The sequence below is a fragment of the Bradyrhizobium sp. MI1.7 genome (assembly GCF_055811795.1).
This window is the reverse complement of record NZ_JBVVPO010000043.1, coordinates 60,113-79,466: the sequence shown is the minus strand read 5'-3', so window position 1 is coordinate 79,466 and position 19,354 is coordinate 60,113. Positions and strand designations below refer to the sequence as shown.

The following is a 19,354-nucleotide window of genomic DNA, read 5'->3' as shown; positions in this document are numbered from 1 at the left end:
GTTGCAGCGGCTGAATGCGATGGAGAGTTGAGGCGCCTCTACGCGCACACTGCGTTCCCTCCCCCCTTGCGGGGGAGGGTTAGGGAGAGGGTGGCCACAAACTCTAGACTGAGTTCGTGGCCACCCCTCTCTCCCGCTCTCCCCCGCAAGGGGGGAGGGGGCTCACCTTTGTCGTGGCTCCAGCTTGCCTCGATGGCCTTTCTTCCCTCCCTCCCAAAGACCCATCCTTTTCAGCTTGAACCGCGGCCCGTTCCCGGGAAAATACCTCTCAAACAACGCCGGCACTTGATCCCTGTCATGGCGGGACGCTCGTCCTGTCGGTCAGGTCAAGGCAAGGCGACTAAAGGGAACGGGAGCGCGGGAATGAACGTCAAGGGAACGAGTCTCTATCACGAGGTCCATGCGCGCTCGCTGGCTGATCCCCAGGGCTTCTGGGCCGAGGCGGCCACGGAGATCGACTGGATCGAGCCGCCAAAGACGATCTTCGATGCCTCGCAGGGCGTCTACGGCCGCTGGTTCATGGGGGGCGTCGTCAACACCTGCTACAACGCGCTCGACCGCCATGTCGAACGCGGCCGCGCCGACCAGGTTGCGCTGATCCATGATTCGCCGCTGACGGGCTCGGTCACCAAGTTCACCTATGCGGAGCTATTGGGTGAGGTGCAGGCGCTCGCCGCCATCATGCAGGATTTTGGCGTCGCCAAGGGCGATCGCGTCATCCTGTATATGCCGATGGTGCCGGAAGCCGTCGTCGCGATGCTCGCCTGCGCGCGCATCGGCGCGGTGCACTCGGTGGTGTTCGGCGGCTTTGCCGCCAAGGAACTCGCCACCCGCATCGACGACGCTCAGCCGAAGCTCATCCTCTCCGCGAGCTGCGGCATCGAGCCCGGCCGGATCGTGCAGTACAAGCCGCTGCTCGACGAGGCGATCAAGCTTGCGGGCACGAAGCCGAAGGCCTGCATCGTGCTGCAACGTCCCCAGCACATCTGCGACCTCACGCCGGGCCGCGACTACGATTGGGCGAGCCTGCGCCGCAAGGCGATGAACGACGGCAAGAAGGCCGCTTGTGTGCCTGTCGCCGCCACCGATCCGCTCTACATCCTCTACACCTCAGGCACGACCGGGATCCCCAAGGGTGTCGTGCGTGACAATGGCGGCCATCTCGTCGCGGTGAAATGGTCGATGTTCAACCTCTATGGCGTCAAGCCGGGCGAGGTCTGGTGGTGTGGCTCCGACATCGGCTGGGTGGTCGGCCACAGCTACATCATCTATGGCCCGCTGCTGCATGGTGCGACGTCGATCATGTACGAGGGCAAGCCAATCGGCACGCCCGATGCCGGCGCGTTCTGGCGCGTCATCAGCGAGCACAAGGCGGTCGCCTTCTTCACCGCGCCGACGGCGTTCCGCGCGATCCGCAAAGAGGATCCGGAAGGCAAGTTCATCCGGCAATACGACCTGTCGCAATTCCGCACGCTGTTCCTCGCCGGCGAGCGTGCCGATCCGCCGACGGTGGAATGGGCGGAGCAGCAGCTCAAGGTGCCGGTGATCGACCATTGGTGGCAGACCGAGACGGGCTGGTGCATCGCCGGCAATCCGGTCGGTCTCGGCATGCTGCCGGTGAAGCATGGCTCGCCGACGGTGCCGATGCCGGGCTACCAGGTTGACGTCGTCGACAAAGCCGCAAAGCCCGTCGGCCCCAACACCATGGGCTCGATCGTCATCAAGCTGCCGATGCCGCCGGGTTGCCTGCCGACGCTGTGGAATCAGGATGCGCGCTTCAAGGACGCCTACCTCACTGAATTCCCCGGCTACTACAAAACCTCGGACGCCGGCTACAAGGATGAGGACGGCTATGTCTTCGTGATGGGCCGCACCGACGACATCATCAACGTCGCCGGCCATCGTCTCTCCACGGGCGGCATGGAGGAGATTCTGGCCTCGCATCCGGACGTCGCCGAATGCGCCGTGCTCGGCGTCAAGGACGCGATCAAGGGCGAGGTGCCCTGCGGCTTCCTGGTGCTCAAGGCCGGCGTGAAGCGCGCGCCTGCGGAGATCGAAAAGGAGATCGTCGCGCTGGTGCGCGACAGGCTCGGCCCCGTCGCCGCCTTCAAGCTCGCCATCACCGTCGGCCGCCTGCCGAAGACGCGCTCGGGGAAGATCCTGCGCGGCACCATCAAGAAGATCGCCGATGGCGAAGCCTGGACCATGCCGGCCACGATCGAGGATCCCAAGGTGCTGGACGAGATCGGCGAGGCGCTGAAGGGCAGGGTGTGAGGCGATCTCCGCTGTCATCACCCGCGAAAGCGGGTGATCCAGTACGCCGCGGCCGGAGTTGTGTGACCCAATGACCGCCGCGGAGTACTGGATTCCCCGCCTGCCGCCTACGCTAAAGCTTCGGCGCCCCTGGACCTCAACCCCGGCGAAGCCTTGGCGTAGCCGGGTCGCGGGGAATGACAGCGCGTGGGGAACGACGCCCAGGGACTTACAATCTCCTCATTCCGGGCTAAACAGGGCCGGCCAACAGGGGACCTCGTATGCCACTCGCCACCGCGCCGCGCCTGCTTGTCGCCGTGCTGCTCGCCATCGCTGTCTCCGCCTGCTCCGCGCGCTACCAGACGCCGGTGGCGGTGGGCGGTGACGATGACGACGCGGTCTGTCAGAGTCGCGGCTATGCGCAGGGCTCGCCCGAATACGTGGCCTGCCGCAAGGACCGCGACGTCCAGCGCAACGCTGCCACCGCCCGGTCCGACCGCCGTCAGCGCGATCTCGGCGAGTACATGCTGAACCATCCCGACCGGCCGTGACATCGGCTACGGAATTATCCTGCGCATTCATTCGCGTATCTCGTGACACATCGGCAACGCCACAACCAAATCGTGTCGCGTCAGTCCTGATTTGATCGGCGTCAAATCCATCACCATCCCCTTTCTGCTCTGACGCTGACGTCGCGCAACGACGCGCGAGAGATGGCTGAAGGGGAATGCAATGAACGGAACGACAAAAAACCTGGCGCGGCTTGCGACGGTTGGCGCGATGCTCGTGGGGACTTTTGGCTCGGTGCAGGCGGCCGATCTGCCTGTCTACAAGAAGGCACCGCCGTCGGTAGAAGCGTTCAATCCGTGGATGGTGCGTCTGCGCGTGCTTGGCGTGTTGCCGGATGCCGGTAGCTCAACCGTCAATGTCGCAGGCGTGCCGTCGCTGTCGTCGCCGAATTCCGGGCTCTCGATCAGCGACCAGGTCGTGCCCGAGCTCGACATCAGCTATTTCTTCACCAAGAACATCGCGGCCGAGCTGATCCTCGGCGTGACCAGGCACTCGATCAGCGGCAACGGCTCGCTCGCGAACCTGCCGATCGGCAAGACCACGCTGCTGCCGCCGACGCTGACCTTGCAATATCACTTCGACAATTTCGGCGCGTTCAAGCCGTATATCGGCGCCGGCGTGAACTACACCGTGTTCTTCAACAATTCGGCTGCCAATACGCCAGCCGCCATCGTCGGTCCGCCCGCGATCGTTGCCACCACCACCAGCGTGCACGTCAGCAACGCCTGGGGCGGTGCCGTGCAGTTCGGCTTTGACTACATGCTCGACCGGCACTGGGGTCTCAACGTCGACGTCAAGAAGCTCTGGCTGCGGCCGGATTACTCAGCGACCGTCAGTGGCCTGCCGGTCACAGGCACCGCGCATATCGATCCGTGGCTGGTCGGTGGCGGTGTGACGTACAAGTTTTGATACGTCGTTGCTGTCGTTTTCGAGCTGTCGCCTAGGCGAACCCTGCGCTCCCTCCCCCCTTGCGGGGGAGGGCAGGGGAGAGGGGTAGCCCAGCAAACGGTGCGTGAGAGTCGCGCGAGACGCTTTGAGTTGATGGAGAGAGTCCCCGTGGGGCACCCCTCTCCCTAACCCTCCCCCGCAAGGGGGGAGGGGACTGCAGCTTGCGTGTGGCTGCATCTGTGCCGATCGCGAGGGTCTCCGCAAAACAAAAACGCGGCAGGTTTCCCTGCCGCGTTCAAATTGCGTTCGATCGTAAACCGGGAGGGGAGCCTTACTCCTCCTCCTCGTCCTGCTTCTTGCCGCCGAGCGTCTTCAGCTTGGCGAACACGGCGTCGACGTTGAGATCGTCGTTCGATCGCTCCGCCGGCTCGTACTCGTCCTTCTTGGTGGTTTCGGAAGCCGGCAGCAGGGTGGCGCCGCCATAGGCTGTGTCGATCGGCTTTTCCTTCGCCGCGCGCGCCACTTCGAAATCGAGCTCGATCTGCGAGCAAAGGCCAAGCGTCACCGGGTCGATCGGGGTCAGCTGGGAGGTGTTCCAGTGGGTACGGTCGCGAACGCTGGCGATGGTGCTCTTGGTGGTGCCGACCAGACGCATGATCTGGGCGTCCTTGAGCTCCGGATGGCTGCGCAGCAGCCAGAGGATGGCGCTCGGGCGCTCGTGGCGGCGGGAGACCGGGGTGTAGCGCGGGCCCTTGCGCTTGGGCTGCGGCGGCAGCACGACCTTGCTCTCCTGAAGGCGGAGCCGGTAGTCCGGGTTCTTCTCGCCCTTCTCGATCTCCTCGCGGGTCAGCTGGCCGTTGGAGAGGGGATCCATGCCCTTGATGCCCTGGGCAGCGTCGCCGTCGGCGATCGCACGCACCTCGAGGGGATGCATCTTGGTGAAATCGGCGACCTGGTCGAAGGTCAGCGCGGTGTTGTCGAGCAGCCAGACGGCGGTCGCCTTGGGCATCAGAGGTGCGTTGCTCATGGCAAATCTCCTTTGTGCTTCGCCCACCCCTCTGGAGGCGAAACCGGTGGTCATCAGCGATGACAGGGAATTCGCGCTATATAAGCCCTGAGGGGCTAGCCACGCAATGGTTCTGCTATAGATAGTGCCTTGACAGAGCCCGAAAGGGGGCCCAATTCCCTTGGAAGCGCCTGTAAAGTCCTAGCAGACCCCTTTAAGCCCTATTCCATCCATTGACCGCCCCCGCCAGAAGGCGAAACGGGTGATTCGGTCCCGAGATCGCTCAATGTCAGCCAAACCAGACCTCAAGATCGTGCTTTGTTCTCCCCGCGGCTTCTGCGCCGGGGTGGTCCGGGCAATCGACACCGTGGAACGGGCGCTCGATAAATACGGCGCCCCCGTCTATGTTCGCCACGAGATTGTGCACAACAAATACGTCGTCGACGGGTTGAAGAAGAAGGGCGCGATCTTCGTCGAAGAGCTCGCCGAAATCCCGGAAAACACCACTGCGCCGGTTGTGTTCTCGGCCCATGGCGTGCCGAAATCGGTGCCGGCCGACGCCACCTCCCGCAATCTGTTCTCGCTGGATGCGACCTGCCCGCTGGTGACCAAGGTGCACCGCGAGGCCGCGATCCACTTCAAGCGCGGCCGCGAGATCTTCCTGATCGGCCACTCCCACCACCCCGAAGTGGTCGGCACGCTCGGCCAGCTTCCGGTCGGCGCCGTAACCCTGATCGAGACCGCCGAGGACGCCAAGACCATCGTCCCGAAGAACCCCGACAACATCGCCTTCGTGACGCAGACCACGCTGTCGATCGATGACACCGCGGAGATCGTGGCGCTGCTCAAGGAGCGTTTCCCGAACATCAACGGCCCGCACAAGGAAGACATCTGCTACGCCACCACCAACCGCCAGCTCGCGGTGAAGAAGGTGGCGCCGGTCGTCGACGCCCTGATCGTGGTCGGTGCGCCGAACTCGTCGAATTCGCAGCGCCTGCGTGAGGTCGCTGAGCGCGAAGGCTGCGGGATCGCGGTGCTGGCGCAGCGCGCCACCGACATCGACTGGACCAGGTTCGGCAACATCAAGAGCCTCGGCATCACCGCGGGCGCGTCCGCGCCGGAAGTGATCGTCGAGGAGATCATGGATGCCTTCGCCGAGCGCTACACGCTGCATGTGGAGACGGTCTCGGCCGCGGAAGAGAACGAGTTCTTCCCGTTGCCGCGCCAGGTGCGTCCCGAAGCCGCCGCCGAGTAGACTTTTATGGCGGTCTACACCGACGTTGCCGCCGACGAGCTTGCGGATTTCCTGAAGCCATACGATCTCGGCGAATTGCTCTCCTACAAGGGCATCGCCGAGGGCGTCGAAAACACCAACTTCCTGCTGCACACGAGCAAAGGCTCGTTCATCCTCACGCTCTATGAGAAGCGCGTGGCGAAGAACGACCTGCCGTTCTTCCTCGCGCTGATGACGCATCTCGCCGAGCACGGCGTCACCTGCCCGCTGCCGGTGAAGGCCGGGGACGGCGAGGCGCTGCGCGAGCTGTCGGGCCGGCCGGCCGCGATCATCACCTTTCTCGAAGGCGTCTGGCCGCGCAAGCCGAATGTGGCCCATTGCGCCGGCGTCGGCGAGGGGCTGGCCAGGATGCATCTGGCCGGCGCCAATTTTGCGATCAAGCGTGGCAATGCGCTGTCGGTCTCCGGCTGGCGGCCGCTGTTCGACGCGGCGGCAAGCCGCGCCGATGAGGTCCAGCCGGGCCTGCATGCGTTTCTCGCGGCCGAGCTCGACTATCTCTCGAGCGGGGTCTGGCCGAGCAATCTGCCGGGGGGCGTGATCCACGCCGATCTCTTCAACGACAACGTCTTCTTCCTCGGCGACAAGCTCTCCGGCATCATCGACTTCACCTTCGCCTGCAACGACATGCTGGCCTATGACGTCGCGATCTGCCTGAATGCCTGGTGTTTCGAGCCGGACCATTCGTTCAACGTCACCAAGGCGCGCGCCTTCCTCAATGCCTATGGCCGGGTGCGAAAACTCTCCGAGGCGGAAGAAGCCGCGCTGCCGCTGCTCGCGCGCGGCGCCGCGATCCGCTTCCTGCTGACGCGGCTGGTCGACTGGCTCAACGTGCCTCCAGGAGCGCTGGTCAAGCCCAAGGATCCGCTGGAATATTTTCGCAAGCTGCGCTTCCACCAGAGCGTTTCCAGCGTGCGCGACTACGGGCTGATGCCGTCAGGACTGGTCGCGTGAGCGAGCTTCCCATTGTCACGATCTATACCGACGGCGCCTGCTCGGGAAATCCCGGGCCGGGCGGCTGGGGCGCGATCCTGAAGTTCGGCGACAAGGAAAAAGAGCTGAACGGTGGCGAGCGCCACACCACCAACAACCAGATGGAATTGATGGCCGCGATCTCCGCGCTCGAAGCGCTGAAGAAGCCGTGCAGCGTCGATCTCTATACCGACAGCCAGTATGTGCGGCAGGGCATCACCGGCTGGATCCACGGCTGGAAGCGCAACGGCTGGCGCACTGCCGACAAGAAGCCGGTGAAGAATGTCGAGCTATGGCAGCGCCTCGATGCGGCGCTGAAGCAGCACGAGGTCCGCTGGCACTGGGTCAAGGGTCACGCCGGGCATCCCGAGAACGAGCGCGCGGACCAGCTGGCGCGGGACGGGATTGTGAAGGCGCGGTTGCAGCAGCGGGTGGCGGAGTAGAGCGCGGCCGCGGCCACTCTACCGTCATTGCCGCCTCATTCTCAGCTGTCATCGCCCGGCTTGACCGGGCGATCCAGTACTCCGAGACGGTTGTGATTGAGCCGAGAAGCCTCGGCGTACTGGATGCCCCGCCTTCGCGGGGCATGACAGTGTCATTTGTGGTTGAGAGCGTTGGCCGCCTTACAGCTGCCCCAGCAGCGTATCGCCGCCGGAAACCTCGACTTTGCCGGGCATCGCTTCGAGGTTCAGCTTCTTCACCACGCCGTCCTCGACCAGCATCGAATAGCGCTTGGAGCGGATGCCGAGGCCGTTGCCGGAGGCGTCCAGCTCCATGCCGATCGCCTTGGCGAAGTCGGCGTTGCCGTCGGCGAGGAAGATGGCCTCGTCGCGCTGGTCGGTATCGCGCTTCCAGGCGTTCATGACGAAAGCGTCGTTGACGGAGACGATGGCGATGGTGTCGACGCCCTTGTCCTTCATGGCATAGGCGTTGAGGAAGATGCTCGGCAGATGCATCTTGTGGCAGGTGCCGGTGTAGGCGCCGGGCACCGCGAACAGCGCCACTTTCTTGCCCTTGAAGATGTCGTCGGTGGTCTTCACCTGCGGACCTTCGGCCGTCATCACGCGGAATTTCGCCTCGGGCAGCTTGTCGCCAGTCTGGATCGCCATCGTCAGTCTCCCTGAAAATCGATCCCGCTTTTTAGACCGTGCGGCGGCGCTGCACAACATTGGCGGCGAGGGTCGCGGTCCTTCACCGTTCTGTCATCAGCCGGCAAAGCCGCCGCCGTCGAGGAAGGCCTGTTCTTCCTCGGTGGTGGCGCGGTCGAGGAGGCGGTTGCGGTGGGGAAAACGGCCGAACCGCTGGATGATGTCGGCGTGCTCCCGCGCGTATTTCAGGTTCTCGGCATTGTCGGTGTTCTGAAACAGCGCGACGCAATGCAACTGGTCGGGCAGGTGCTCGGAATGCATGAAGGGCAAATAGAGGAATTCGAGCAGGATGGGGTCGATCCTGCCGTCGACGCCCCGATCGATTGCGCGGCGGGCGACGTCGCGCGCCAGCGCGTCGCTGGCAAAGGCTTCCGGCGTGCCGCGAAACATGTTGCGGGGAAACTGGTCGAGCGCGATGACGAGCGCGAGCGCGCCGTCGTCGCTTTCTTCCCAGGAGGCCAGCTCGCCGGCGGTCGCCCGCTTCCATAGCGGAAGAAAGCGACGCCCGACCTCCGCGTCGAAAGCGTCGCTGCGCTTGTACCAGCGCTCGCGGCCGGCCTCGCGCCAGAAGGCGAGAATGCCTGATGGCGTGATGTCGCCGACGTCAGTCATGAACCCAAGAGTCATGAACCAAGGCGCGGCCTACGCCGCCTCCGCCTTCTTCTCGTCGCGGAGCTGCCGGCGCAGGATCTTGCCGACATTGGTCTTCGGCAGGTCGGTGCGGAATTCGATGTGCTTGGGCACCTTGTAGCCGGTGAGCTGGCCCTGGCAGAACTTGATCACGGCTTCCGCGGTGAGGTTGGGATCCTTCTTCACCACGAACGCCTTCACCGCCTCGCCCGACTTGGAATCGGGGATGCCGATCACGGCGCATTCGAGCACGCCCGGATTGCTCGCGATCACTTCCTCGATCTCGTTCGGATAGACGTTGAAGCCCGAGACCAGGATCATGTCCTTCTTGCGGTCGACGATCTTGGTGTAGCCCTTCTCGTCCATCACGCCGATGTCGCCGGTGCGGAAATAGCCGTCGGCGGTCATCACCTTGTCGGTCTCTTCCGGCCTGTTCCAGTAGCCCGACATCACCTGCGGGCCCTTGGCGCAGATCTCGCCGGGCTGGCCGAGCGGGACTTCGTTGCCGTCGTCGTCGCGGATCGAGATCCAGGTCGAAGGCACGGGGATGCCGATCGATCCCGAGAACTCGGTCGTGGTCGCGGGATTGCAGGTCAGCGTCGGCGAGGTCTCCGACAGGCCGTAGCCTTCGGCGATGAAGCAGCCGGTCACCGCCTTCCACTGCTCGGCGACGGGGCGCTGCACCGCCATGCCGCCGCCGTTCGAGATCTTCAGCTTGGAGAAGTCGAGCTTCTTGAAGTCGGGATGGTGCATCAAGCCGTTGTAGAGCGTGTTCACGGCCGGGAAGCTGTTGACCTGGTACTTCGCCAGCTCCTTGACGAAGCCCGCGATGTCGCGCGGATTGGGGATCAGCAGATTGCAGCCGCCGGCACGCACCGCGAGCAGGTAGCAGGCCGTCAGCGCGAAGATGTGATAGAGCGGCAGCGCGCAGACGATCATGAGCTGATCGACATGCGGAGGTGCAGCGAGCGCCGGCTGGAGCCAGGCGTCGTTCTGCAGCACGTTGGCGACGATGTTGCGGTGGAGCAGGGTGGCACCCTTGGAGACGCCGGTGGTGCCGCCGGTATATTGCAGGAAGGCGACGTCGCCCGGCGACAGCTTCGGCTTGTTGAACGTCAGGCCGCGGCCGGCCGATATCGCGTCGTTGAAGGACACCGCGCCCGGCAGCGACCAGGCCGGCACCATCTTCTTGACGCGGCGGACGACGAGGTTGACGATCACGCCCTTGAAGCCGAGCAGGTCGCCCATGCTGCCGACGATGACATGCTTGACTTGCGTCTTCGCGATCACCTGCTCGACCGTGTGGGCAAAATTCTCCAGCACGATGATGGCTTCGGCGCCGGAATCCTTGAGCTGATGCTCGAGCTCGCGCGGCGTGTAGAGCGGGTTGACGTTGACCACCGCGAAACCGGCGCGCAGCACGGCAGCGGTCGCGACCGGATATTGCAGCACGTTCGGCATCATGATCGCGACGCGGGCGCCACGTTGCAGGCCACGGCCCTGTAAATAGGAGGCGAGCGCCAACGACATCTGGTCGAGGTCGCGATAGCTGATCGCCTTGTCCATGCAAATGAATGCCTTGCGGTCGGCGAACTTGGCGAAGCTCTCCTCCAGAAGGTCGACCAGCGATGCGTATTGGGTCGGCTCGATATCAGCAGGCACGCCGGGCGGATATTGCTTGAGCCAGATGCGCTCCATGGAAAACTCCCCTCAATTTACCAGAGCCCGTTGTGTCTCGGGCTTGCCTCATTGCGGCCAGTATCGAGCCTGCCGGAACGGGTGGCAAGCCGGTCGAGGCTTAGGACAAAGGTCAGGGAGTGGCTACTGGAATTGTCGCAAGCCGCTCTGCCGCAGGTGCGAAGCGCGGGCGCGGCTTGCGGTGGGTGCCGTTAGCTGTTGTTGGCCGGCTTGGCGGCGGGCTTGGTCGCCGCCTTGGGCTTGGCGGGCTTGGCCGCCTGATCGCCGCTTGCCGCAGGCTTCTCGGCGGGTTTCGCCGCCGCACCGTGCTTGGCCGCGGCATGCTTGGTCCCGGCCGGCTTCGCCGCGGACTTGGTATCGCTTTTGGCGTCAGGCTTGGCGGCATCCGGCTTTGCCGCCGCCGTCTTGGCATCCTTCGGCTTGTCGGCTGGCTTGTCGGCCGCATCAGGCTTCCTGGCGACGCGCGACTTCTTGCCACGCGGCTTTGGCGTGGCCTGCTGGTCGGCATCGGCCGCGACCGCCGCGATCAGGGCGCTGCCGGTGCGGGTCGGGCCGGTATAGACCAGCACGGGCTCGGCCGCAGCGGGGGCGGAGGCCATCAGCTCGGAGGCCTTCATCAGGGGCGGCTGAAGGCCCGCGGTGAAGAAGGTGACCTGGGCTTCGCCGCCGGTGGCGGAGGCCGATCCGGACGTGCCGCCATTGGCGGCGATCAGTGCGTCGTCATCATCGCTGGCCGGCCGCTTGCGATGACCGCCGCACATGTCCTCGCGCAGGTTCGGCGGCGAAGCGTCGACCGGCACGAGCTTGTCGACGGTGCCGAGCGAGGGGCGGAGCCAGGTGAGATTGTCCTGGCTGAAGCCGCGTTCGAGCAGCTGCGCGGCCTTCACCGCACGCGCAGTGCCGGAGTTGGCGCCGAGCACGACGGCGATCAGCCGTCGGCCGTTGCGCGTGGCCGACGCCACGAGATTGTAGCCGGAGGCGCAGATGAAGCCGGTCTTGAAACCGTCGGCCCCGGGGTAGCGGCCGATCAGCTTGTTGAAATTGCCGGTGACGCGCTTGCCGAAGCGGATTGCCGGGATGTGCACGAAATATTCGTATTCCGGCAGGTCGCGCAGGAACGAGCGCGCGAGAATGCCGAGGTCGCGCGCGGACGTGATCTGGCCGTCGGCGGGCAGGCCGTTCGGATTGACGTAGCTCGTCTGCGTCATGCCGAGCTTCTGCGCGGTGTCGTTCATCATCGCCGAGAAGCCGTCGATTGAGCCGCCGACGCCTTCGGCAAGCACCACGGCCATGTCGTTCGCTGACTTCACCATCATCATCTTCAGCGCGTTGTCGACGGTGAGCTGCGTTCCCGGACGGAACCCCATCTTCGACGGCGATTGCGAAGCCGCCGTCGGCGACACCGTGATCAGCGTGTCGAGCGTGAGCCTGCCGTCCTTCACCGCCTTCAGCGTCACGTAGGCCGTCATGATTTTGGTGACGGAGGCCGGATACCACGGGATGGTCGCGTTCTCGGCCTGCAGCACCTTGCCGCTGTCGGCTTCGATCAGCAGCAGTGCTTCGGCGCTGGCCGTGCGCGGCGCAAGCAGCACCGCGGATGCGAGGGCCGCAGCGAACAGGTTGAACAGGGACTTGCGAAGCAGCGGGCGAAGGGCGTGCACTATCCGATTCCGGTCCTTGGAGACCCGCCGGTTCCGGTCGGCTCTCGTGATCTGATGTTCGGTTCTGAAATCCGGCGCCGCCGCTTGCGGCGTCGCAAACCTATACCGGCTCGTGCGTCGAGAATAGGGGTTTCGGCCGGGTATTCCGTGATGAAATAGGCCGAATTTCGACGATGCTATGGGGACTTGACCGCAGTCGCCGCAGCCTCAGCGGCCGTCACGCTGGCCCGTGCATTTTCCTGAACCATGAATTGGGCCCTGGCGAGTTCGGCAAAATGGCCGCCTTTGGCCACGAGTTCATCGAAAGTTCCGCTTTCGATCACGCGGCCGTTCTCGAACACCAGGATCCGCGTGGCATTGCGGATGGTGGAGAGACGGTGGGCGATCACGAACGTGGTGCGTCCCTTCATCACTTCGTCGAGAGCGGCGTTCACCTTGGCCTCGGTGACGGCGTCGAGCGCGGAGGTCGCCTCGTCCAGGATCAGGATCGGCGGATCCTTCAGCAGCGCGCGGGCGATCGACAGCCGCTGGCGCTCGCCGCCGGAGAGCATGCGGCCGCGCTCGCCGGCATTGGTCTCGAAGCCGCCGCTGCGCTCGATGAATTCGAGCGCCTGCGCGCGCTCCGCTGCCTTGCGCATCTCGGCTTCGGTCGCATCCGGCTTGCCGACGTGCAAATTCTCCGCGATCGAGCGGTTGAACAGCAGCGCCTCCTGGAACACCACGCCGATGTTCCGGCGCAGCGAGGTCAGCGTCACGCCGCGGACGTCCATGCCGTCGATCCTGATGAAGCCCGACTGCGGATCGAAGGCGCGATGCAGAAGCGCGATCGCAGTCGACTTGCCGGCGCCGGTCGCGCCGACCAGCGCGATGGTCTGGCCCGGCAGCGCGGTGAAGGAGAGGTCCTCGACCGCCGGCCGCTTGCCATCATAGGAGAAGGTGACGTCGTTGAATTCGACGAGGCCGGAGAGCCGCCCGGCATCGATCGCGTCGGGCCGGTCGTGCACCGTGGGCACGGCGTCGAGCACGTTGAAGAACTCGCGCAGCCGCGGGGCTTCCATGAACACGTTGTTGATGAAGCTCACGACCTGCTCGAGCTTCTGGATCAGCAGCGTCGCGAAGCTCACGAACATCACGATCTCGCCGACGGAGGTGAGCCCCTGGTCGTGTAGCGCGATGCCGAGCGCGAAGATCGCGAGCACCGTGATCGTCGTGGAGGCGCGCGTGATGACGGTGACGAGCGCCCACCACGACAGCACCGGCATCTGCGCGGCCAGCAGCTCGTCGGCGACGGAGCGCAGTCCCTTCACCTCGGATTCGACGCGCACGAAGCTCTGCACCAGCGCGACGTTGCCGAGCGCGTCGGAGGCGCGCGCGGAGAGCTCGCTATATTGCTCCTCGACCGCCATCTGCATGCCGAAGGTCTTGCGCACGACGAAGGTGGTCAGCACGGTGAAGACGATGCAGAGCACGAACAGCAGGATCGCGAGCCGCCAGTTCAGGTAGAGCGACAGCGGCAGCAGCACCACGACCGACAGGATCGCGGCAAAGTGCTCGCGAAAGAAGCCGAGCCACAATCGCCACAGCGCATCGGTGCCGTTGAGCATCACCTTCATCAGCCGGCCCGAATGGGTGCCTGAGTGGAAGGTCAGCGGCAGTTGCAAAATGTGCTCGAAATAGTCGGTCAGCACCGCCTGGCGCTGGCGGTGCGAGAGCCGGTCGGCCTGCAGCGCCACGATCGCGCTGCAGCCGATGGTGAACAGCCCGAACGCCACCCAGGCCAGCAGGAACGGCCAAGCCGAGTTTGATCCGGCGACCGCCTTGCCGGAGAGCACGTCGACGATCCGGCCGAACAGCACGGGTTCCGCGAACTGCGAGGCGGCGAGCAGCAGATTGGCGAACGCCAGCAGCCAGCCCAGCCGCGCCTCCTTGCCGAGCAGCTCGAGAACGCGGGTGTAGAGGCTGAAAATGGACATGCGGGCGAGGAACTCAGGCGGATCGAACGAGGTGAGCCCATATTCTAATCAGGGATCGCCCGCGAGATACAGCGGAAGCTGCTGGTTTTGCTCAGTTGATCAGCCGTCCCGCGACCGGCGGCAGGAACCGGTCGTCGAAGATATCGCCGGCCGCCGGCCGTTTGCGGAATTTGAAATCCTGCGCGATCTGGTCGATCGAGCGGTCCAGGCGCGCCGGGTCGATGCCGCCGAGGCCGTTGCGCTTGACCTCGTCGGTCAGGATGTTGTCGATGAGCACGCTGCGAAGGCGTTCCCGCTCGAGGTCGCGGTCGCCGTCGTCGATCCGGCTCGTGGCTTCGTCCGCCGCACGGGCCGGCTCTTTGATGGTCGCGTTGACGCCGGCGATCAATGCGCGGACGAATCCCTTCACGGCGTCGGGCTTCGCGGCGGCGAAAGCGGGGTTGGCCACCACGGCGAAGCCGTAGGCCTCGCAGCCATAGTCGGCATAGCGGAGTACCACGAGATCGCCACCGGGCACGCCGCGGTCGCGCAGGTTCACCGCCGAGAGATAGCTGAAGCCGGCGACGGCATCGACCTGGCCCGCGGAGAGGAGCGGCTCGCGGACCGCGGCGCTGATCTTGTGGAATTTCACTTGCGACGCGTTGATGCCGTTCTGCTGCGCCAGCGCCGGCCACAGCCGCATCGACAGATCGCCGTCGGCGACGCCGACGGTCTTGCCGTCGAGGTCGGGTAGCAAGTGAATGCCGCGGCTCCTGCGCGCGACGATCGCGTAAGGCGCGCGATTGAACAACACGAACACGGCTTTGATCGGCGCGGCATCGTCCTTGTCGCGAAAGCGGATCAGCTCGTTGATGTCGACGAGCGCGAGCTCGCTGTCGCCCTTGGCGACGCGCGCGAGCGCCTCCGGCGATCCGGCTGAGCTCTTGAAGGACACGTTGAGACGCTCGGTGCCGAAATTGCCGTCCTTCGCGGCGAGGAAGAACGGCGCCATGCTCGCATCGACGGGACGATTGAATGTGAAGTGGATCGCAGTGGACGGCGCAGCAGTCTCGGCCGCGCTGACGTCGCGCGCAGCCAGCGCGGCAAGCGAGATTGCAATGGCCAGCAGGCCGCGAAGGGCGATCGTCTTGAATGCAAACATCAGGCGCGCCGGTCCCGCATTGTTGTGGTTTCGTGACGCTCGCAGCGCCGGCCAGTGACGAGCCTGCGCGCGCCAACATGAACGGCGGATGAGCGGGGGTTGCGTGATCATGACGCAACCCCGTTCAGCTTCTGTTGGGGTTCGGGAACCCAACATGGGCTGCGGGTGTTTGAAGGACATGAGCCTGTCGTCAGGCACCATTCGAGGTCCCAAGGAGGGTCCAGGACATGTTTGACCGATTTTCGAGATTTGCCGGCCGCAAGGCCGTCTTTGCCACCGCCGCGGTGCTGGCGCTGACCGCGGTCGCCCCGACCGCCTCATACGCAGGCGGCCGCCACTGGCATGGCGGTGGTGGCGGCGTAGCGGCTGCTGCGGCCATCGCCGGCATCGTCGGCACCGGCCTTGCGATCGCTGCGACCCGTGACGCCTACGCTTATGATTACGGTCCGGGTCCGGGTTATGGCTATTACGGCGGCCCTGCCTATTACAGTGGCCCCGCCTACGGTCCCTACTACGGCCCGGGCCCGAACTACCAATATCAGCGCTATGGCGGCACGGCTCCGTCGGAGCTCTGTGGCCAGGGCTACATGCAGAACTGCTACTAGCCTTGGCTACCAAGTCCTTGGCTACCAAGTCCCTGGCTACCAAGTCTTGACCACAACGGGCCGTCGCGCTTGCCGCGGCGGCCTGTTTTTCGCTTTTAACCCTGCGCGTTAACGCGCTCGCCATTGGTTTAGGGTAGTTTTGAGTACCATGAGTGATTCGCTTGAGCGGCTATATCTGGCTGTGCTCGCGGCCAAGGATCTTGATCCGGCAACATCGCGTACCGCCCGGCTGTTTCAGCGTGGGCCATCCAAAATGGCGAAGAAACTGGCCGAAGAAGCCATTGAGGTCGTCATCGACGCGGTCAATGGCGATAGCGAGGCCGTGATCCGGGAAAGCGCCGACCTGCTCTACAATCTCACGGTGCTCTGGGCCTCGGCCGGCGTGCGCCCGGAGGATGTTTGGCGCGAGATGGCGCGGCGGGAAGACATGCTCGGCATTGCCGAGAAGCTGCCGAAGTCGCCGATGAAGCTGCCCAAAGTCGCGTCACCGCGCGTTGCCGCCAGGCGGCCAATTGTCGCGCTGGAAGGGCGCGTCTCGCGCAAGCGCCACTAAAGGCGCGGTGAAACCGGCGCCAAGCGTCATCGCGCTTTAGGTTGTTGTTTGGGCGCGATCTTTCGGAAAACCGCGACACACTGTTCCAGATCACGCCAAATCGTCACAAAACTCGCGATGGACAAATCCGTCCCATGGTGCTTCATCGCGGCGCCATGCTGAAACGTATCTACGACTGGTGCATCGACGCCGCCCACAAGCCCTACGCGCTCTGGATCATGGGAGCCGTGGCTTTCGCAGAAAGCTCCTTCTTTCCGGTCCCGCCGGATGTGATGCTGATCCCGATGTCGCTGGCGCGCCCGCAGCGCGCCTGGCTCTATGCCGCGGTCTGCACCGCGACCTCGGTGGTGGGCGGTCTTCTGGGCTACGCCATCGGTGCGCTCCTGTTTGACTCGGTCGGCCATTGGCTGATCCAGGTCTATGGCCTCGGCGATAAGGTCGATGCCTTCCGCGCCTCCTATGCGGAGTGGGGCGCGGTGATCATCCTGCTCAAGGGCCTGACGCCGATCCCCTACAAGCTCGTCACCATCACCTCGGGCTTTGCCGGTTACAATATCGGCCTGTTCATCCTGTGCTCGATCGTCGCGCGCGGCGGCCGTTTCTTCATCGTCGCGATCCTGCTCAACCGCTATGGCGACTGGATCCGCGTCAGGATCGAGAAGCATCTCGGTCTCTGGGTGGCGCTCGGCGCCGCCGTGCTGGTGCTCGGCTTCGTCGTTGCGGTCAAGCTGATCTAGGGAATGATCCGGACCCGAAGGGCCGCCTCAGCGCAACGTGTGAAGCCGTTCTCCGCAAAGATCATGTTCGCTCAATAACCCCGCGCTTTGCCGCCTCGCCGGGTTCGGCTACGGTTGCCGTCATGATGGTTCGATCCGGCAATCCGGTCCTCCGACCGGGGACGCTGATATTTGCAGTGCTTTCGCTCCTGCTCGGTGCCGGCGGCACCGGCTGGCCGCAATCCGCGCCGCCGGCGCTCGGCTTGCAGGAGCAGGGACCGCAGACCGCGCCGCCGCCCTCGACATCAGCTCCTTCGTCGCCGCCGGCGCGCGAGGAAAATCCCGGGCTGATCAACGAAATGGGCAAGCTGTTCGACAAGCTGCCCTCGATCCTGCCGCCGATCAAAAGCCCGAGCGAGACCATGAACGACCTGTCGCGGCTGGCGACGCCGTCGGCCATGGTGTCGGGGCGCATGGCCTGCCCCGCCTCGTCGAATGGCGCGCCCGACTGCAAGCAGGCCGCCGACCAGCTCTGCCAGAGCAAGGGCTACAAGGAAGGCAAGAGCCTGAACGCCGATTCCGCGGAAAAATGCTCGGCCAAGGTTCTGATCCCGGGCCGGCAACGCAAACCGGATGACTGCCGCACCGATACCTTCGTCACCAGCGCGCTGTGCCAGAACTGAGGACGTAGCGCCAGCAAAGGAGCGCCCATGAGCCGCACGGAGCAGGACTTCCTCGGACAGCGCGAGATCGCCGACGACATCTACTACGGCGTCCAGACCATCCGCGGGAAGGAGAACTTCCACATCACCGGCATTCCGATGAACCAGGAGCCTTACTTCGTGAAGGCGCTCGGTTACGTCAAGAAGGCTGCCGCGATGGCCAACCGCGACCTCGGTGCGGTCGACGCGAAAGTTGCGGACGCGATCATCCAGGGCTGCGACCGCGTCATCGCCGGCGACATGATGGATCAATTCGTTACCGATTTCATCCAGGGCGGCGCCGGCACCTCCACCAACATGAACGCCAACGAGGTGATCGCCAATCTCGCGCTGGAATCGCTCGGCTTCAGCAAGGGCGACTACCAGCACGTCAGCCCGAACGACCATGTCAATTACGGCCAGTCGACCAACGACACCTATCCGACCGCGTTCCGGCTGGCACTGATCCTGCGGCTCGAGAGCTACATGACGGCGCTGCGCCAGCTCCAGGAGGCCTTCTTCACCAAGGGCCGCGAGTTCGAGCGCGTGCTGAAGATGGGGCGCACGCATCTTCAGGACGCCGTGCCGATGTCGCTCGGCGCCGAATTCCGCGGTTGGGGCACCACGATCGGCGAGGAGGTCGACCGCATCTCCGAGGCGCGCGCGCTGCTGCGCGAGATCAATCTCGGCGCCACCGCGATCGGCACCTCCGTCACCGCGGCTGTCGGCTATCCAAAACTTGCGGTCCGGCATTTGAGTGCGCTGACCGGCGTCGACTTCATCCTTGCCGGCGATCTCGTCGAGGCGACCTCGGACACCGGCGCCTATGTGCAGCTCTCCGGCGTGCTCAAGCGCACGGCGAGCAAGCTGACGAAAATCTGCAACGACATCCGCCTGCTGGCCTCGGGCCCGCGCGCCGGCTTCAACGAGATCAACCTGCCGCAGCTCCAGCCGGGCTCCTCGATCATGCCGGGCAAGGTCAACCCTGTCATCCCCGAGGTGGTCAACCAGACCAGCTTCCTCGTCATCGGCCTCGATACCACGGTGACGCTCGCCGCTTCCGCCGGCCAGCTTCAGCTCAACGTGATGGAGCCGGTGATCTCGTTCGCGCTGTTCTTCTCGATCCGCACCATGGAGCGCGCGGTCAACAGCCTGCGCGAGAATTGCGTTGTCGGCATCACCGCCAACGAAGAGCACACCCGCAACATGGTGCTGAACTCGTTGGGTATCGTTACGGTGCTGAAACCGCTGCTCGGCTACAAGCAATGCGCGGAGATCGCGCGCGAGGGCTACAAGAGCGGCAAGTCGCTGCACCAGATCGTGGTGGTCGAGCGCAAGCTGCTGACGCAGGAGAAATGGGACGAGATGTTCTCGTTCGAGCGGCTGATCAATCCGGATCTGATTGGGTGATGCCGCCCGCATTTGCGTAGCGAATTCCGCATGTTGGAATTGCGGTAACGGCATCCGCCACGGCGTCAAAACGCAATACTTGACAGTGGAAAGATTGCCTTGTTGGTATGGCCTCCAGCTTTCGATTTGCTCGCCACC

The 19,354-nt window shown here is 64.6% G+C and carries 18 protein-coding genes; 11 read left to right on the top strand and 7 right to left on the bottom strand.

What is annotated here, in order from left to right; all coding sequences use genetic code 11:
• The first annotated feature begins 363 nt into the window (after positions 1-363).
• The 3 genes from AC0L3X_RS31200 (at position 364) to AC0L3X_RS31190 (ending at position 3,732) form a co-directional block, all read left to right on the top strand.
• Entirely contained in the window at positions 364-2,274 is a 1,911-nt protein-coding gene (locus AC0L3X_RS31200; protein WP_473317091.1) for a propionyl-CoA synthetase, read from the top strand.
• A 260-nt stretch (positions 2,275-2,534) separates the two neighbouring features.
• Positions 2,535-2,804, top strand: a complete 270-nt coding sequence (locus AC0L3X_RS31195; RefSeq protein WP_063985853.1) for a hypothetical protein — start codon at positions 2,535-2,537, stop codon at positions 2,802-2,804.
• Between the two features lie 181 nt (positions 2,805-2,985).
• Positions 2,986-3,732: an OmpW/AlkL family protein gene (locus AC0L3X_RS31190; protein ID WP_063985852.1), complete on the top strand. Its 747-nt coding sequence runs from the start codon at positions 2,986-2,988 to the stop codon at positions 3,730-3,732.
• 310 nt (positions 3,733-4,042) lie between these two features.
• Here AC0L3X_RS31190 and AC0L3X_RS31185 read toward each other — a convergent pair whose 3' ends face one another.
• Complete coding sequence (locus AC0L3X_RS31185) at positions 4,043-4,738, bottom strand: DUF1013 domain-containing protein (RefSeq protein WP_063985851.1); 696 nt, start codon at positions 4,736-4,738, stop codon at positions 4,043-4,045.
• A gap of 265 nt (positions 4,739-5,003) precedes the next feature.
• Here AC0L3X_RS31185 and ispH point away from each other — a divergent pair, with 265 nt between their 5' ends.
• The 3 genes from ispH to rnhA are packed head-to-tail and all read left to right on the top strand — an operon-like array spanning position 5,004 to position 7,423.
• Entirely contained in the window at positions 5,004-5,972 is a 969-nt protein-coding gene (gene ispH, locus AC0L3X_RS31180) for a 4-hydroxy-3-methylbut-2-enyl diphosphate reductase (RefSeq protein ID WP_063985850.1), read from the top strand.
• Positions 5,973-5,978: 6 nt separating this feature from the next.
• On the top strand, positions 5,979-6,962 hold the full coding sequence (locus AC0L3X_RS31175) for a homoserine kinase (protein ID WP_063985849.1): 984 nt from the start codon (positions 5,979-5,981) through the stop codon (positions 6,960-6,962).
• Entirely contained in the window at positions 6,959-7,423 is a 465-nt protein-coding gene (gene rnhA / locus AC0L3X_RS31170; protein WP_063985848.1) for a ribonuclease HI, read from the top strand. Before AC0L3X_RS31175 ends, rnhA begins: the two co-directional genes overlap by 4 nt.
• Positions 7,424-7,603: 180 nt before the next feature.
• Here rnhA and AC0L3X_RS31165 read toward each other — a convergent pair whose 3' ends face one another.
• The 6 genes from AC0L3X_RS31165 to AC0L3X_RS31140 all read right to left on the bottom strand — a co-directional run bounded on the left by AC0L3X_RS31165 (position 7,604) and on the right by AC0L3X_RS31140 (position 15,231).
• Positions 7,604-8,089 carry a peroxiredoxin gene (locus tag AC0L3X_RS31165; protein ID WP_007597501.1) on the bottom strand — a complete coding sequence of 162 codons (486 nt, stop codon included), beginning with the start codon at positions 8,087-8,089 and terminating at the stop codon, positions 7,604-7,606.
• A 96-nt stretch (positions 8,090-8,185) separates the two neighbouring features.
• A complete protein-coding gene (locus AC0L3X_RS31160) occupies positions 8,186-8,740 on the bottom strand; it encodes a DUF924 family protein (RefSeq protein ID WP_063985847.1) in 555 nt (184 codons plus the stop codon).
• A gap of 30 nt (positions 8,741-8,770) precedes the next feature.
• Complete coding sequence (locus AC0L3X_RS31155; protein WP_063985846.1) at positions 8,771-10,456, bottom strand: long-chain fatty acid--CoA ligase; 1,686 nt, start codon at positions 10,454-10,456, stop codon at positions 8,771-8,773.
• Positions 10,457-10,647: 191 nt separating this feature from the next.
• A complete protein-coding gene (locus tag AC0L3X_RS31150; protein WP_063985845.1) occupies positions 10,648-12,117 on the bottom strand; it encodes a D-alanyl-D-alanine carboxypeptidase family protein in 1,470 nt (489 codons plus the stop codon).
• Between the two features lie 176 nt (positions 12,118-12,293).
• Positions 12,294-14,090 carry a glucan ABC transporter ATP-binding protein/ permease gene (locus AC0L3X_RS31145; protein WP_063985844.1) on the bottom strand — a complete coding sequence of 599 codons (1,797 nt, stop codon included), beginning with the start codon at positions 14,088-14,090 and terminating at the stop codon, positions 12,294-12,296.
• A gap of 91 nt (positions 14,091-14,181) precedes the next feature.
• Complete coding sequence (locus tag AC0L3X_RS31140) at positions 14,182-15,231, bottom strand: ABC transporter substrate-binding protein (RefSeq protein WP_354132140.1); 1,050 nt, start codon at positions 15,229-15,231, stop codon at positions 14,182-14,184.
• A 227-nt stretch (positions 15,232-15,458) separates the two neighbouring features.
• Here AC0L3X_RS31140 and AC0L3X_RS31135 point away from each other — a divergent pair, with 227 nt between their 5' ends.
• The 5 genes from AC0L3X_RS31135 (at position 15,459) to AC0L3X_RS31115 (ending at position 19,216) form a co-directional block, all read left to right on the top strand.
• On the top strand, positions 15,459-15,836 hold the full coding sequence (locus AC0L3X_RS31135) for a hypothetical protein (RefSeq protein WP_063985842.1): 378 nt from the start codon (positions 15,459-15,461) through the stop codon (positions 15,834-15,836).
• A gap of 148 nt (positions 15,837-15,984) precedes the next feature.
• Positions 15,985-16,389 carry a phosphoribosyl-ATP diphosphatase gene (gene hisE, locus AC0L3X_RS31130; RefSeq protein ID WP_028147364.1) on the top strand — a complete coding sequence of 135 codons (405 nt, stop codon included), beginning with the start codon at positions 15,985-15,987 and terminating at the stop codon, positions 16,387-16,389.
• A 134-nt stretch (positions 16,390-16,523) separates the two neighbouring features.
• On the top strand, positions 16,524-17,126 hold the full coding sequence (locus AC0L3X_RS31125; RefSeq protein ID WP_081369120.1) for a YqaA family protein: 603 nt from the start codon (positions 16,524-16,526) through the stop codon (positions 17,124-17,126).
• A 122-nt stretch (positions 17,127-17,248) separates the two neighbouring features.
• Positions 17,249-17,788, top strand: a complete 540-nt coding sequence (locus tag AC0L3X_RS31120; RefSeq protein ID WP_063985840.1) for a hypothetical protein — start codon at positions 17,249-17,251, stop codon at positions 17,786-17,788.
• Positions 17,789-17,815: 27 nt separating this feature from the next.
• A complete protein-coding gene (locus AC0L3X_RS31115; RefSeq protein ID WP_014491544.1) occupies positions 17,816-19,216 on the top strand; it encodes an aspartate ammonia-lyase in 1,401 nt (466 codons plus the stop codon).
• The last annotated feature ends 138 nt before the right edge of the window (positions 19,217-19,354 follow it).

Bases quoted from the DNA above. Each gene is read 5' to 3' on its own strand.
- AC0L3X_RS31155 (WP_063985846.1), bottom strand. From the start codon at position 10,456: ATGGAGCGCATCTGGCTCAAGCAATATCCGCCCGGCGTGCCTGCTGAT.
- AC0L3X_RS31125 (WP_081369120.1), top strand. From the start codon at position 16,524: ATGGTGCTTCATCGCGGCGCCATGCTGAAACGTATCTACGACTGGTGC.
- AC0L3X_RS31175 (WP_063985849.1), top strand. From the start codon at position 5,979: ATGGCGGTCTACACCGACGTTGCCGCCGACGAGCTTGCGGATTTCCTG.
- AC0L3X_RS31145 (WP_063985844.1), bottom strand. From the start codon at position 14,090: ATGTCCATTTTCAGCCTCTACACCCGCGTTCTCGAGCTGCTCGGCAAG.
- AC0L3X_RS31200 (WP_473317091.1), top strand. From the start codon at position 364: ATGAACGTCAAGGGAACGAGTCTCTATCACGAGGTCCATGCGCGCTCG.
- AC0L3X_RS31165 (WP_007597501.1), bottom strand. From the start codon at position 8,089: ATGGCGATCCAGACTGGCGACAAGCTGCCCGAGGCGAAATTCCGCGTG.
- ispH (WP_063985850.1), top strand. From the start codon at position 5,004: ATGTCAGCCAAACCAGACCTCAAGATCGTGCTTTGTTCTCCCCGCGGC.
- hisE (WP_028147364.1), top strand. From the start codon at position 15,985: ATGAGTGATTCGCTTGAGCGGCTATATCTGGCTGTGCTCGCGGCCAAG.
- AC0L3X_RS31140 (WP_354132140.1), bottom strand. From the start codon at position 15,231: ATGTTTGCATTCAAGACGATCGCCCTTCGCGGCCTGCTGGCCATTGCA.
- AC0L3X_RS31120 (WP_063985840.1), top strand. From the start codon at position 17,249: ATGATGGTTCGATCCGGCAATCCGGTCCTCCGACCGGGGACGCTGATA.
- AC0L3X_RS31135 (WP_063985842.1), top strand. From the start codon at position 15,459: ATGTTTGACCGATTTTCGAGATTTGCCGGCCGCAAGGCCGTCTTTGCC.
- AC0L3X_RS31195 (WP_063985853.1), top strand. From the start codon at position 2,535: ATGCCACTCGCCACCGCGCCGCGCCTGCTTGTCGCCGTGCTGCTCGCC.
- AC0L3X_RS31115 (WP_014491544.1), top strand. From the start codon at position 17,816: ATGAGCCGCACGGAGCAGGACTTCCTCGGACAGCGCGAGATCGCCGAC.
- AC0L3X_RS31160 (WP_063985847.1), bottom strand. From the start codon at position 8,740: ATGACTGACGTCGGCGACATCACGCCATCAGGCATTCTCGCCTTCTGG.
- AC0L3X_RS31185 (WP_063985851.1), bottom strand. From the start codon at position 4,738: ATGAGCAACGCACCTCTGATGCCCAAGGCGACCGCCGTCTGGCTGCTC.
- AC0L3X_RS31190 (WP_063985852.1), top strand. From the start codon at position 2,986: ATGAACGGAACGACAAAAAACCTGGCGCGGCTTGCGACGGTTGGCGCG.